Source organism: Chromohalobacter sp. 296-RDG, assembly GCF_029889885.1.
GTDB lineage: Bacteria > Pseudomonadota > Gammaproteobacteria > Pseudomonadales > Halomonadaceae > Chromohalobacter.
In genome coordinates this window covers 1-13383 of the sequence record NZ_JARANY010000064.1, presented here as the reverse complement: position 1 = coordinate 13383, position 13383 = coordinate 1, and the positions used below count along the sequence as shown (strand labels likewise).

12 protein-coding genes are annotated in these 13383 nt (G+C 62.8%); 1 reads left to right on the top strand and 11 read right to left on the bottom strand.

Going from position 1 to position 13383, the window contains the following annotated elements:
* The 11 genes from ureC to serS all read right to left on the bottom strand — a co-directional run.
* Positions 1-1432 (bottom strand): urease subunit alpha (gene ureC, locus OP495_RS14880; RefSeq protein ID WP_280570413.1); only part of this gene is annotated, 1432 nt, incomplete at its 3' end.
* A complete protein-coding gene (locus OP495_RS14875; protein WP_280570411.1) occupies positions 1429-1761 on the bottom strand; it encodes an urease subunit beta in 333 nt (110 codons plus the stop codon). The genes ureC and OP495_RS14875, both read right to left, overlap by 4 nt.
* 9 nt (positions 1762-1770) lie before the next feature.
* Entirely contained in the window at positions 1771-2073 is a 303-nt protein-coding gene (locus tag OP495_RS14870; RefSeq protein ID WP_261507533.1) for an urease subunit gamma, read from the bottom strand.
* 153 nt (positions 2074-2226) lie between these two features.
* Positions 2227-3186 (bottom strand): urease accessory protein UreD, encoded by a 960-nt coding sequence (locus OP495_RS14865; protein ID WP_280570409.1) that lies wholly within the window; start codon positions 3184-3186, stop codon positions 2227-2229.
* Positions 3183-3893, bottom strand: a complete 711-nt coding sequence (gene urtE, locus OP495_RS14860) for an urea ABC transporter ATP-binding subunit UrtE (RefSeq protein ID WP_280570407.1) — start codon at positions 3891-3893, stop codon at positions 3183-3185. Before urtE ends, OP495_RS14865 begins: the two co-directional genes overlap by 4 nt.
* Positions 3893-4759, bottom strand: a complete 867-nt coding sequence (gene urtD / locus OP495_RS14855) for an urea ABC transporter ATP-binding protein UrtD (RefSeq protein WP_280570406.1) — start codon at positions 4757-4759, stop codon at positions 3893-3895. The genes urtE and urtD overlap by 1 nt, the downstream gene beginning before the upstream one ends.
* The gene (urtC, locus tag OP495_RS14850; protein WP_280564010.1) at positions 4756-5808 is read right to left on the bottom strand and encodes an urea ABC transporter permease subunit UrtC; all 1053 of its coding nucleotides are present in this window, start codon (positions 5806-5808) and stop codon (positions 4756-4758) included. Before urtC ends, urtD begins: the two co-directional genes overlap by 4 nt.
* On the bottom strand, positions 5805-7460 hold the full coding sequence (gene urtB / locus OP495_RS14845; protein WP_280564009.1) for an urea ABC transporter permease subunit UrtB: 1656 nt from the start codon (positions 7458-7460) through the stop codon (positions 5805-5807). Before urtB ends, urtC begins: the two co-directional genes overlap by 4 nt.
* 118 nt (positions 7461-7578) lie before the next feature.
* The gene (urtA, locus tag OP495_RS14840) at positions 7579-8829 is read right to left on the bottom strand and encodes an urea ABC transporter substrate-binding protein (protein WP_280564030.1); all 1251 of its coding nucleotides are present in this window, start codon (positions 8827-8829) and stop codon (positions 7579-7581) included.
* Positions 8830-9220: 391 nt separating this feature from the next.
* The gene (gene cobA, locus OP495_RS14835) at positions 9221-10093 is read right to left on the bottom strand and encodes a uroporphyrinogen-III C-methyltransferase (protein WP_280570404.1); all 873 of its coding nucleotides are present in this window, start codon (positions 10091-10093) and stop codon (positions 9221-9223) included.
* Positions 10094-10259: 166 nt separating this feature from the next.
* Positions 10260-11537 carry a serine--tRNA ligase gene (serS, locus tag OP495_RS14830; RefSeq protein ID WP_280570402.1) on the bottom strand — a complete coding sequence of 426 codons (1278 nt, stop codon included), beginning with the start codon at positions 11535-11537 and terminating at the stop codon, positions 10260-10262.
* A 235-nt stretch (positions 11538-11772) separates the two neighbouring features.
* Here serS and OP495_RS14825 point away from each other — a divergent pair.
* Positions 11773-13383 (top strand): FAD-binding oxidoreductase (locus tag OP495_RS14825; protein WP_280570400.1); only part of this gene is annotated, 1611 nt, incomplete at its 3' end.

The following is a 13383-nucleotide window of genomic DNA, read 5'->3' as shown; positions in this document are numbered from 1 at the left end:
GGTAATGCACCGGTTGCGGGGTAGGGATCGACGCATTGGGGTCGCCCATCGGCGCGGCGGCGATCATTCCACCCTTGAGGATCGTCGCCGGCTTGGCGCCGAAGAACGCCGAGTCCCATAGCACCAGATCGGCCAGCTTGCCGACCTCCACCGAGCCCACCTCATGGGCAATACCGTGCGTGAGCGCCGGATTGATCGTGTACTTAGCGATGTAACGCTTGGCGCGATAGTTGTCGGCACCGCGCTCACGATCCTCGGGCAGCAGGCCACGCTGTACCTTCATCTCGTGCGCCGTCTGCCAGGTACGGCAGACCACCTCGCCGACCCGACCCATGGCCTGGGAGTCGGACGCGATCATCGAGATCACGCCCAGATCGTGAAGGATGTCTTCGGCGGCAATGGTCTCGCGGCGGATACGCGAATCGGCGAAGGCCACATCCTCAGGGATATTGGGATCGAGATGGTGACACACCATCAGCATGTCGAGATGCTCGTCGATGGTGTTGACGGTGTAAGGCCGCGTGGGATTGGTCGACGACGGCAACACGTAGTCCCTGGCGCACGCGGTGATGATATCCGGCGCGTGACCACCCCCCGCGCCTTCGGTGTGATAGGTATGAATGCAGCGTTCCTTGAACGCCGCCAGCGTGTCCTCGACGAAGCCCGACTCGTTCAAGGTATCGGTGTGAATCGCGATCTGAACATCGTACTTCTCGGCCACGCTCAGACAATTATCGATGGACGCCGGCGTAGTGCCCCAGTCCTCGTGAAGCTTGAGCCCCATGGCGCCGGCCTCGAGCTGCGCTTCCAGCGCCTCGGGCAGGCTGGCATTGCCCTTGCCGAGAAAGCCGATGTTCATCGGCATGTCGTCGACCGCCTGCAGCATCTTGCCGAGGTGCCAATCGCCCGGCGTACAGGTCGTCGCGTTGGTGCCGGTGGCCGGGCCGGTACCGCCACCCAGCATGGTGGTAAGCCCACTCATCAGCGCCTCTTCCACCAGTTGTGGGCAGACGAAGTGGATATGCGCATCCAGACCACCCGCCGTCAGGATCTTGCCCTCGCCGGCGATGATCTCGGTGCCTGGCCCGATGACGATCTCGACATCCGGCTGGGTGTCGGGATTACCGGCCTTGCCGATCGCCGCGATGCGGCCATGCTTGAGGCCGACATCGGCTTTGACGATGCCCCACCAATCGAGGATCAAGGCGTTGGTGATCACGGTGTCCATGACGGTGGCGTCGCTGCGCTGGCTCTGGCCCATGCCGTCGCGAATCACCTTGCCGCCGCCGAACTTGACCTCGTCGCCGTAATGGGTGTGATCCTGCTCGACCTCGATCCATAGCTCGGTATCGCCCAGCCGGACTTTATCGCCTACGGTTGGGCCGTACATGTCGGCATAGGCCTGGCGACTGATCTTGTTAACCGATTTCATGACTTTTCTCCCGCACCGGATTGCTCGAGGCTGCCCATCACATCGCCGTGAAAGCCATAGATATGTCGGCGTCCCGCATAGGGAATTAGCGTCACCTCACGTGTCTGGCCAGGCTCGAAGCGGATCGCCGTGCCCGCTGCCACGTCGAGGCGATAGCCACGCGCCTTGTCACGGTCGAAGATGAGCGCCGGGTTCGCCTCGGCAAAGTGATAGTGAGAACCGATCTGAACCGGCCGGTCGCCGGTATTGGCGACGTCGACGGTGATCCGCTCGCGTCCCGCGCACAGCTCGATCTCGCCGTCCTGTAATTGATATTCACCGGGAATCATGGAGCCCCCTTACACAATCGGCGAGTGAACGGTTACGAGTTTGGTGCCATCGGGGAAGGTCGCCTCGACCTGCACCTCGTCGACCATCTCGGCCACGCCTTCCATCACGTCGTCACGCGTCAGGATCTCGCGGCCGTAGCCCATCAGTTCGGCGACGCTCTTGCCGTCACGCGCCCCTTCGAGAATCTCGAAACTGATCAACGCCACCGCCTCGGGGTAATTCAGCTTCAAGCCACGGTCGCGGCGTCGCTCGGCAAGCTGCGCAGCAGAGAACAGCAGCAGCTTGTCTTTATCTCTCGGCGTCAATTCCATATCGGCAACTCTCTCTTCGTGAATTCGGGCTTCGGGCTTCGGGCTTCGGGCTTCGGGCTTCGGGCTTCGGGCTTCGGGCTTCGGGCTTCGGGCTTCGGCAGCATGCTAGCTCGCAGCTCGTTGCCCGCAGCTCGTGGCCGGCACGAAGTGCCGCTACGTCATCCAAATCCTCGGCACACATGCTTCGCGCCCGCACAGCCAGGGGCGCAGCAATTCCCAGGCTTGTTGGCACAGGTCCCAGGCTTGATTGCGGGAATCGCCGATATAGCGCAGCAAGAGCACGTCGAGTCGCTGGGTGACCGCCCACTGCGCCGAACTCGGTAACTGCTCGCGCAGGATCTCGATAGCCGCGGCAGGGTCGTCGAACCCCACCGCCCAGAGCGTCGCTTGCACCGTGCGTCCACCTTGTCCCCAAGCGCCTTGGAAGCGCGGATGCGCGGGATCGAGTGGCTGGCGTTCCAGCCACAGCGGTTGGCCGTCACGCGTCAAGGCGAAGCGTTGTTCGACCCGGCCGCTGACGAACGGTAATTGGCTGGCGGGGCGCCCCAGCGCCAGGACTTCCCAGCCCACGCAGCGCCCATCGCCTTGCACATCCAGAGTCGTGCTCTGCTGGCCGCGCGCGCCGTCGAAACACAGGGTTTCCTGCGGCAGCCATTCGAGCAGCGCACCCGGTTGCACGCTCAGATGCGTGTGCTGCCCCCAGCTCACGCCATTGCGATCGGCACGGTAGAGTTTTGTCGCCGCCGGCGTGGTCAGCAGGGCATGCGCGCCGCGCTCGGCCTCGGCCTCGATACGCAGTTCGTCACCGCTGACCAATCCGCCCGGCGGATGCAACAGATACACATGACACGGCTCGGCATACGGGGGCTTGGCATACGAGTACTTGGCATAGTGAAGCTCGGCGACATGACCCGTTTCAGGATAGAACGGCCGCTGCACCCGCAAGGGGCCATGGTGACGCGCTCGCGTCATGCGTGTCCGCCCGCCGCGCGCGGCGAACCGCAGTGACAGCGATGCCGCCCAGTGCCGCTGGTTGTCGAAACGATGCCCGGAGGCATTCACAGCAGTCACCTCACTGGCAGCAAGATGCGATGGCGATTCGTAGTGAGTCATACCGTCAGATGCCGTTTGACCAGCTCGTCGTCGAGCTCGCCGATTTCGCCACCGGCGACCGTCTGGCCGCGATCCATGATCGTGAAGAGATCGGCGTACTTGCGCGCAAACGGCAGCTTCTGCTCGACCAGCAACACGGTGAGGCCGTCCTCGCGATTGAGACGGCGAATCACCTCGCCGATCTGGGCGACGATATTGGGTTGAATGCCTTCGCCGGGCTCGTCGAGGATCAACAGACGCGGCTCGATCACCAGCGCCCGGCCGATTGCCAGCTGCTGTTGCTGGCCACCGGAAAGATCGCCGCCACGGCGATGGCGCATTTCCTTGAGTACCGGGAAAAGTTCATAGATACGCTCGGGAATTCCGCGTTCCGACCCGTCTTGCAAACGCTTACGTCGCGCCGGCAGACCGATGCGCAGGTTTTCCTCCACGCTCAGCGTGGCGAATATCTGGCGTCCCTGCGGCACGTAGCCAATGCCCAGATCGGCGCGCGTCTCCGGGCGGCGCTTGAGCAGGTCCTCTTCAGCGAAGCGTACCTGACCCTCGCGCACCGCCACCTCGCCCATGACGGCCTTGAGCAAGGTCGTCTTGCCCACGCCGTTGCGGCCCATCACGCAGGTGCAGCGCCCTTCCGGCACCTCCAGCGAGAGATCGCGCAGGATATGGCTCTCGCCGTAATACTGGTTGAGCTTGTCGACACGGAGCATTATCCCTCCTCCCGCGTATCGGCTGCGTCGTCATCGCCGCCCAGGTAGACGTCGATCACCCGCGGGTCGTTGGCGACCTCGTCCATGCTGCCCTCGGCCAGCACGCTGCCCTGATGCAGGACGGTGACGATGCGGGCGATGGAGCGCACGAAGCCCATGTCATGCTCGACGACGACCACCGACTGCTGGCCAGCCAGGCGCGTCATCAAATCCGCCGTGCGGTGCATTTCCGGTTCGGTCATGCCGGCCACGGGTTCGTCGACCAGCAATAGGCGCGGGCGCTGCATCAGCAGCATGCCGATCTCCAGCCACTGCTTCTGACCATGCGAGAGCACTCCCGCCAGGCGGTCGCGCTCGGCACTCAAGGCGATGGTCTCCAGCACCTCGTCGATGCGCTCGCGCCCCTCGTGATCGAGACGCGCCAGCAAGGTCTTCCACACGCGTCGGTCGCCGGCCATCGCCAACTCGAGATTGGCACTCACCGACAACGCCTCGAACACGGTAGGTTTCTGGAACTTGCGCCCGATGCCCAGATTGGAGATCTGCGGCTCGTCCATCTGCAATAGGTTATGGCGGCTGCCGAACCAGGCCTGGCCACGATCGGGCCGCGTCTTGCCGGTGATGATGTCCATCATGGTGGTCTTACCGGCGCCGTTGGGGCCGATGATGCAGCGCAGTTCGCCGTCGTCGATGGTCAGGTTGAGGTCGTCGATGGCCTTGAAGCCGTCGAAGCTCACGCTGACATCCTCGAGATAGAGAATCGGCCCATGGCGCACGTCGACGGGCGAACGCGCCGGCGCCATGAAATCGAAGACACGGTCGGGACGCGCGAACTCGCGCAGGCGTTGTCTGTTCGTCATGTTCATGTGGCTACCTCCCGACGCCGACGCAGATGTGTCATCAAGCCCGCCACGCCCTGCGGCAGGAACATGGTGACCACCACGAACAAGCCGCCCAGGAGAAACAGCCAGGCATCCGGCATCACACCGGTCAGCAGCGTCTTGAGATAATTGACGACCAGCGCACCAAGCAGCGCTCCATAAAGCGTGGCGCGGCCGCCCAATGCGACCCAGACCACGACCTCAATGGAGAACAACGGTGCAAAGGTGCTGGGATTGATGATGCCTACCTGGGGCACGTAGAGCGCGCCGGCGATACCCGCAATCATCGCCGACAGCACGAACACCGCCAGCTTGACGTGTTCGACGCGGTAGCCGATGAAGCGCACTCGCGCCTCGGCGTCGCGCGTGGCCATGCACACCCGGCCGAGTCGCGAGCGGGTGACCGCCTTACAACCCCAGAAGGCCAGCAAAACCGTCACGCCCGAGGCCACGAACAGCGCCACCGTCATGCTCTCGCTGCTCAGCGAAAAGCCCAGCAATTCATCGAAGCGCGTCAGCCCGGTGCTACCGCCCATGCCCATCTCGTTACGGTTGAAGGCCAGCATCAACGCGAACGTCAACGCCTGGGTGATGATCGAGAGATACACCCCGGTGACCCGCGAGCGAAACGCCAACCAGCCAAACACCAGCGCCAGCAACCCCGGTGCCAGAACCACACCGAGCGCCGCCACGGGAAAGTGAGCCATGACACCCTGCCATGGCGCCAATGGCGACTGCTGAGCGGTCAAGTAGAGACCCATCGCGTAGCCACCCAAGGCAAAGAAGGCACCGTGGCCCAGGCTCAGGATACCCAAGTAGCCCCAGATCAAATCCACCGCCAGCGCCAGCAGCATGTAGGTCAGATACTTGCCGAGCAGCGAGACGACGGAGCCGTTCAAGTGCCAGGCATGATCCGGCGGCAAGGCATGCAGTACGACCACCGCCAGCATGCCGACGATCAGGACGACGCTGGTGATCCAGGTCGAGCGCTCATCGAGCAGTGAATTGCGTTTGAACATCGCGGCGATACTCATGACGTCCGCCCCTTGGGCGCGAAGAGACCCTGCGGACGTTTCTGGATGAACAGAATGACACCGATCAGCACGATCACCTTGGCCAGCACCGCCCCCACCCAGGGCTGCAGGACCTGGTTGATCACGCCCAGCGACATGCCGGCGACCAGGGTGCCCCAGAGGTTACCGACGCCACCGAAGACCACCACCAGGAAGGAGTCGACGATATAGCTCTGCCCCAGATTGGGCCCCACGTTGGTGATCTGCGAGAGTGCGACGCCCGCCAGCCCCGCCACACCGGCGCCCAGACCGAAGGTCAGCATGTCCACCCGCGCCGCGCGCACCCCCATCGAACGTGCCATGGCACGGTTCTGGGTCACTGCGCGTACCTCGAGCCCCAGCCGGGTATAGCGCATCAACGCCCATAGCGCGGCGAACACCACCAGGCAGAAGATCAGCACGCCCAGACGGTTGAGGGTCAACGATAGCGCTTCGTTGAGGTGCCACGCCCCCTGCAGCCAGTCCGGCGAGTTCACGCGCCGGTTGAGCGGCGAGAACACCGTGCGTACCAGTTGCTGCAGAATCAGACTGATACCGAAGGTCGCCAGCAGCGTCTCGAGCGGCCGGCCTTTGAGAAAACGAATCACGCTGCGTTCGATGAGAATGCCGAACGCCCCCGCAACCAGAAAGCCGCCAGGAATCGCCAGCAACAACGCCAGACCCGGCTGACCGGGCAATAATTGCTGGATCATCCAGGTGGTGTAGGCGCCCAGCATGATCAACTCGCCGTGCGCCATGTTGATCACGCCCATCACCCCGAAGGTGATCGCCAGGCCGATGGCCGCCAGTACCAGCACGGAGCCCGCGCTCAAGCCGAAGAACAGCGTCTGGCCACGCTCGTACCAGGCACGCTTGTTCTCGATACCGGCCAGCACCTCCTCGGCGTCGGCGGCAATCGGAGCGTCGCTATTGGCAATCGTCGTCAGGGAATTGCGCACGCGGGTATCGAGATTGCCGCTCAACGTCTCAAGGGCCGTCACATCGCCCTGCTCCACGCGATACAGCGCTAGTGCGGTTTCGAGCTCGGCGCGTACCGCGGAGCTTTCCTCGTTGTCGAGCTGTGTCGTGACCGCATCAACGCTCTGCGCATCGACTTCGCCGATCAAGCGTTTCGCGGCATCGAGGCGCGTGGCCTCGTCACCCGCGCCAAGCGACAGCGAGGCGATCAGGCCTTGCAACTGGGTACGCAGCGCGTTGTTGATGCGAAACGCATCGACACTGCGTCGGGAGCCCGTCCCGGCATCCTCATACGTAATGGCATCGATGATCGGCCATTCACGGCCGCTATCATCGGTGATGATGTAGAAACGCTCGCCACGGCGCTCGCGCGCCAGGCGACCGTCGAGAAGCGCCTCCAGCCAGCGTGTCTTCTGTGCCGCGTCGCTGGCGGCGATGGCCTGTGCGGCCTCGGCCTTGGCATCGAAATCATTGGTATCCAGCGCCTGCAGCAAGGTCTGGGCACGCTGCGGTGTCACCTCGGCCTGCACCGGCGAGACGAGGGCAAGCCACACCAGCAGTGCGGCCACGACCGTCAGACAATGCCGGAGATCGGAGCCGACTTGTGGGACGGTCACGCTTTTTGGTTGAACATTCGTCGCGTGAGTTGACGTCATCGAAGGATTCCTTCTCGCGCCGCGACGGTCGCGGCGCACGATTCGGGAGCGCCCCGTCCTTCAGGGCGTCATGACGTGTAAGGAAACGGTGGGCGATGCGCGCCCACCGTCAGCGTGCTTACTCGGCGCCGGCGCCGTCCTCACAGGTCATCGACTCGACGTTCAGCTTTCCGCAACGCAGCGGCGCGCGCCAGTCGCTGATCAGGTTCTGCGATTCCGGGAGATAGTCGGACCAGGCATCGCCCGCGACGTTGCCCGAGGTTTCCCAGACCACGCTGAACTGGCCGTCATCCTGGATTTCGCCGATCATCACCGGCTTAGTAATGTGGTGATTGGGCATCATCGCCGAGGAGCCGCCGGAGAGGTTGGGCACCGTGACGCCGATAATCGAATCCTTGACTGCATCCACGTCCGCCGTGCCGGCTTCACGCACCGCTTCCAGCCACATGTTGAAGCCGATGTAATGCGCTTCCATGGGATCGTTGGTCACCGCCATGTCGTCGCCGGTGAATTCGACCCAGTTGTCGATGAAGTCATAGTTGGCGTCGCTATCGACGCTCATGAAGTAGTTCCAGGCCGCCATGTGGCCCACCAACGGCCCGGTATCGATGCCGCTGAGTTCCTGCTCGCCCACCGAGAAGGCAACGACCGGAATATCGGAAGCGCTGATGCCCTGGTTGGAAAGCTCGGTATAGAACGGCACGTTGGCATCACCGTTGATGGTCGAGACCACGGCGGTCTTCTTGCCCTGGCTGCCGAAGTCGGCGACGTCAGAGACGATCGACTGCCAGTTGCTGAACCCGAACGGCGTGTAATTGACCATGATGTCTTCATCCGCGACGCCATGGTCCTTGAGATACGCCTCGAGAATCTTGTTGGTGGTGCGTGGATAAACGTAGTCGGTGCCCAGCAGCGCCCAGCGCTCCACGCCCTGGCTTCTCAGGTAATCGACGGCGGGAATCGCCTGCTGATTGGGCGCCGCACCGGTGTAGAAGATGTTTTCGGAAGACTCCTCACCCTCGTATTGAACCGGATAGAACAGCAGGCCGTTTTCTTCCTCGACTACCGGCAACACCGCCTTGCGCGACGCCGACGTCCAACCGCCGAAGATCACGTCGACCTGATCGTCGCCGGTCAGCATATCGCGTGCCTGCTCGGCGTACCGCGACCAATCCGACGCCGGGTCCATCACCACGGGCTCGAGCTTCTTGCCCAGCAGTCCGCCTTTCTCGTTCTGCTCTTCGATGAGCATCAGCATTTCATCTTTCAGCGTCGACTCGCTGATGGCCATGGTGCCGGAGAGCGAGTGCAGGATGCCGACCCTGATGGTGTCGTCTTCCTGAGCAGCGGCCGGCAACGCGATACCCATTGACAGCAACAATGCAGTGGTAGTGGAGATCTTGTTCACGAATGACTCCTTGCGGATCTGATTGTTATGCAGCGCGACTCACGCTGTTGTCGTGTTATCCAGCGACGACGCACGATGGCGTCTACACGACATGTCGCAAGGCATGTGCCAATCTCGTGCACCAGAGTTAAAAACACCTAAAAAACAAGAGGTTAAGAAGTATACAAAAGGGACGGCATGCGCTTTTACGCACTGTTTTAGCGCAGCTAGACAATATGCATGCACCAACAGGAAGGTCTTGAAAGTCTCAAAAGCACCAATTAAGTGCAAAACTTCAGAAACTAAGAGAGAAATCGAATGCTACGTTCGGTGATCGAGTAGACACTTGAAGAAGGCAGGAAGACGGTTGGAATCAAACGCTGGAGGCGTTACCCAGTGGCGTGGGATGCTTACCGTCTTGCCAGCCTTGGCTGGTCGCAGCATCGGGCACGAACCAGTCCAACGTGCCGTGCAGGGAGACGACATCGCCGACCACGATCAATGTCGGCGGGCGGATATCGCCTGCGTCAATGGCCGCCAGCATTGACGCGGGGAGCGTCTCCAGCGTGCCCACATGCACGCGTTGGCGCGCCGTGGTGCCCTGTTCGATCAACGCCAGAGGCGTCCGGCTCGGCAAGCCATGCGCCTGCAGTTCGTGACGAATGGTCGCCAGCGTCCCCAGCCCCATGTAGAACACCAACGTCTGCCCGGAGCGCGCCAGCGTCGGCCATTCGAGACCGCAGCCACCGTTTTTGAGATGCCCGGTCACGAAACGCACCGACTGGGCATGATCGCGATGGGTCAACGGAATCCCCGCATAGGCGGCGCAGCCGCTCGCCGCCGTGATGCCCGGCACCACCTCGAAGGCAATGCCCGCCTGGGCCAGGGTTTCCAGCTCCTCGCCACCGCGCCCGAATATGAACGGATCGCCGCCCTTGAGTCGCACCACGCGATGACCGGCACACGCCCAATCGACCAGTGCCTGGTTGATGCCTTCCTGGGGCACGCTATGTGAGGAACGTGCCTTGCCGACATAAAGCCGTCGCGCCTCGGGATTGGCCAACGCCATGATTTCATCGCTGACCAGCCGGTCGTGCAGCACCATGTCGGCTTGCTGCAAAAGGCGTAGCGCCTTGAGCGTCAGGAGTTCGGGATCGCCGGGGCCGGCGCCTACCAAAGCGACATGCCCAGAACCGGGCGTGGCGCTCGGTTGACGTGATGTGGCGTCATGGAGAGATGCAGGCATGGCGTCTTTTATTCCCGAATCGACTTAAAAAACGAAATTATATAGCCAGAAAGATAAGGGTCTAGACTATCCGCAGGAAGGAACGTCTGGTTGGAAGGTTATAACCAAGTAGCGAGGCATGCCATTGCCCGCATACGGACAATGGCATGGTCAACGCATCTAGCGGTCAGGCGTTGATCCGCTCGACACCGTTCATGTAGGCCTGCAGCGCCTGGGGAATCACCACCGCACCATCGGCTTGCTGATAGTTTTCGAGCACCGCCAGCAGGCAGCGGCCCACCGCCAGGCCGGAGCCATTGAGCGTGTGCACGAGCTGCGGCTTCTTCTGCTCGGGATGACGTACGCGGGCCTGCATGCGACGCGCCTGAAAATCCTCGCAGTTGGAGATCGAAGAAATCTCACGATAAGTCTCCTGACTCGGCAGCCAGACTTCCAGGTCGTAGGTCTTGGTGGCGCCAAAACCCATGTCACCGGCACATAGGGTGACCACGCGATACGGCAGTTCGAGCGCCTGAAGGATGGCCTCGGCATGTCCACGCATGGCCTCCAGCGCGTCATAGCTGGTTTCCGGCTCGACGATTTGCACCATCTCGACCTTGTCGAACTGGTGCTGGCGAATCATGCCACGGGTATCGCGTCCATAGGCGCCGGCCTCGCTGCGAAAGCACGGCGTATGCGCCGTCAGCTTCAAGGGCAATTCAGCCGGGGTGAAGATCTGCTCGCGCGCCATGTTGGTCAGCGGCACTTCGGCGGTGGGGATCAAGTAATAGTCGTTCTCCCCTTCCAGCTTGAACAGGTCTTCGCCGAACTTGGGCAATTGCCCCGTGCCGGTGAGCGAGTCGTCATTGACGATATAGGGAACGTAGCATTCCTCGTAACCGTGCTCGCGGGTCTGCTTATCGAGCATGAACTGCGCCAGCGCACGATGCAGACGCGCGATGGGACCGCGCATGACGGCGAACCGCGAGCCGGTCAACTTGGCCGCCATCTCGAAGTCGAGGTAGCCGAACTTGGCGCCCAGATCGACATGATCGCGCACCTCGAAGTCGTACGTGCCCGGCGTTCCCCACCGATTCAGCTCGACATTGTCGGCTTCATCCAACCCCTGGGGCACACTGTCGTGGGGGAGATTGGGCAGCGCCGACGCAAACTCGTCCCACTGCGCCTGCACGTCGGCAAGGCGCGCTTTCGCCGCGTCAAGGCGCTCGCCCAAGTCACTGACCTCGTCGAGCAGGGGCTGGATGTCTTCGCCCGATGCCTTGGCCTGGCCGATCGCCTTGGAGCGCGTATTGCGCTCGTTCTGCAGGCGTTCAGTCTCGGTCTGCAACTCGCGACGCTGCGATTCCAGCGTCTCGAGGTGCGCCGTGTCGAGAGTAAAGCCGCGACGGGCCAGTCGTTCGGCGACCAATGCCGGGTCGCTGCGCAACAATTTAGGATCGAGCATGGATCTTATCCGTCGAAAAGAAATAATGAAGCCACGTGAATAGGCCCACATTGTAGGGAAAAGCCACGCCATTCACCACGCTCCCCACCTTCTCGAGCGAACTGGCGGGATGCGTCACGCGGCAGGCTGCAGTAAAGTATCCTCAATATCCCCAGACTGTATCGTCCCGACGACGCCGCACGGCCAGACGGTCGCAGAAACCGTCGCCCGGCGCTGACCGATAGCTTGAGACTTCATGATCGCACCCTTGGATACCCCGAAACGCGCCGCCACGCCCTACCTACGCTTCCTCGATGCGCTCGACCAGGCCGGTTTCAGTGGCGAAATCGCCCCGGACTACGCCAATCGCACGGTGATGGCCACCGACAATTCCATCTATCAGCGCCTGCCCCAGGCCGTGTTGTATCCGCGCGACGCCGAGGATCTCGCCTGTCTGGCACGCCTCGCCGGGCGCGAGGAGTTTCAGACCATCGTGCTCGCCCCACGCGGCGGCGGCACCGGCACCAACGGTCAGTCGCTTACCGATGGTCTGGTGGTCGACGTATCACGGCACATGAACCAAATCCTCGAGATCGACGTGGAAAACCGCCGCGTGCGCGTCCAGGCCGGCGTGGTCAAGGATCAGCTCAACGCTGCCCTCAAGCCGCATGGCCTGTTCTTCGCCCCGGATCTGTCGACCTCCAACCGCGCGACCATTGGCGGCATGATTGCCACCGATGCCAGCGGCCAGGGCAGCTGCGAATACGGCAAGACCCGCGATCATGTGCTGGCGCTGGACATGCTGCTGCTGGGTGGCGAACGCCTGCATAGCCAGCCGCTGAACGACGAGTCGCTAACGCAGACCTGCGCGCGCGACGACCGCATCGGCGAGGCGCATCGCACCGCCCACGAGATCGCCGACACGCAAGGCGCGTTGATCGCGGCCACGTTTCCGCCGCTCAACCGCTGCCTGACGGGTTACGACCTGGCGCACCTGTATCGTGACAACGGCGACTTCGACCTCAACAGCGTGCTGTGCGGTGCGGAAGGGACACTGGGATTCCTCGCCGAGGCGACGCTCAACGTGCTGCCCATCCCGGCGCACTCGACACTAGTCAACGTCCGCTACCGGGGCTTCATGGACGCCCTGCGCGACGCCAAGGCGCTGATGAGCGGTGACGCTTCATCGACCCAGCCGCAGGCGCTCTCCACCTCACCCCAGCCGCAGGCGCGCCCCACCTCCATCGAGACGGTCGACGACAAGGTGCTGGCGCTGGCTATGGAGGATTTCGTCTGGGACGGCGTGGCCGAGTTCTTCCCCGCCGAGGGCGAGGATATCCACGGCATCAACCTGATCGAGTTCAACGACGACGACCCCGAACGCCTGGCAGCACGCGTCGAGGCCTTCTGCACACACCTCGGCACCGATACCCAGGTCGAACGCCTGGGCTATACCCTGGCCGAAGGCCGCGAGGCGATCGGCCGTGTCTACGCCATGCGCAAGCGCGCGGTGGGTCTGCTCGGTAACGCCAAGGGCGAAAAGCGCCCGATTCCCTTCGTCGAGGATACCGCCGTCCCGCCCGAGCACCTGGCCGACTACATCGCCGAGTTCCGCGCCCTGCTCGACGCTCACGGACTGGAATACGGCATGTTCGGCCACGTCGATGCGGGCGTGCTGCACGTACGCCCGGCCATCGACATGAAAGACCCGGCGCAGGAAGCCCTGATCCGCGAGATTTCCGACCAGGTCGCCGCTCTGACCCAGCGCTATCACGGCCTGCTGTGGGGCGAGCACGGCAAGGGCGTGCGTTCGGAATACGCGCCCCAGTTCTTCGGTGAGCTGTATCCCAGCCTGCAGCGCCTCAAG

Excerpts from the sequence above, each read along its gene's own strand:
- urtC (WP_280564010.1), bottom strand. The coding sequence starts at position 5,808 with ATGAGTATCGCCGCGATGTTCAAACGCAATTCACTGCTCGATGAGCGC.
- serS (WP_280570402.1), bottom strand. The coding sequence starts at position 11,537 with ATGCTCGATCCTAAATTGTTGCGCAGCGACCCGGCATTGGTCGCCGAA.
- OP495_RS14875 (WP_280570411.1), bottom strand. The coding sequence starts at position 1,761 with ATGATTCCCGGTGAATATCAATTACAGGACGGCGAGATCGAGCTGTGC.
- cobA (WP_280570404.1), bottom strand. The coding sequence starts at position 10,093 with ATGCCTGCATCTCTCCATGACGCCACATCACGTCAACCGAGCGCCACG.
- urtD (WP_280570406.1), bottom strand. The coding sequence starts at position 4,759 with ATGAACATGACGAACAGACAACGCCTGCGCGAGTTCGCGCGTCCCGAC.
- urtB (WP_280564009.1), bottom strand. The coding sequence starts at position 7,460 with ATGACGTCAACTCACGCGACGAATGTTCAACCAAAAAGCGTGACCGTC.
- urtA (WP_280564030.1), bottom strand. The coding sequence starts at position 8,829 with ATGGGTATCGCGTTGCCGGCCGCTGCTCAGGAAGACGACACCATCAGG.
- OP495_RS14870 (WP_261507533.1), bottom strand. The coding sequence starts at position 2,073 with ATGGAATTGACGCCGAGAGATAAAGACAAGCTGCTGCTGTTCTCTGCT.
- OP495_RS14865 (WP_280570409.1), bottom strand. The coding sequence starts at position 3,186 with ATGACTCACTACGAATCGCCATCGCATCTTGCTGCCAGTGAGGTGACT.
- urtE (WP_280570407.1), bottom strand. The coding sequence starts at position 3,893 with ATGCTCCGTGTCGACAAGCTCAACCAGTATTACGGCGAGAGCCATATC.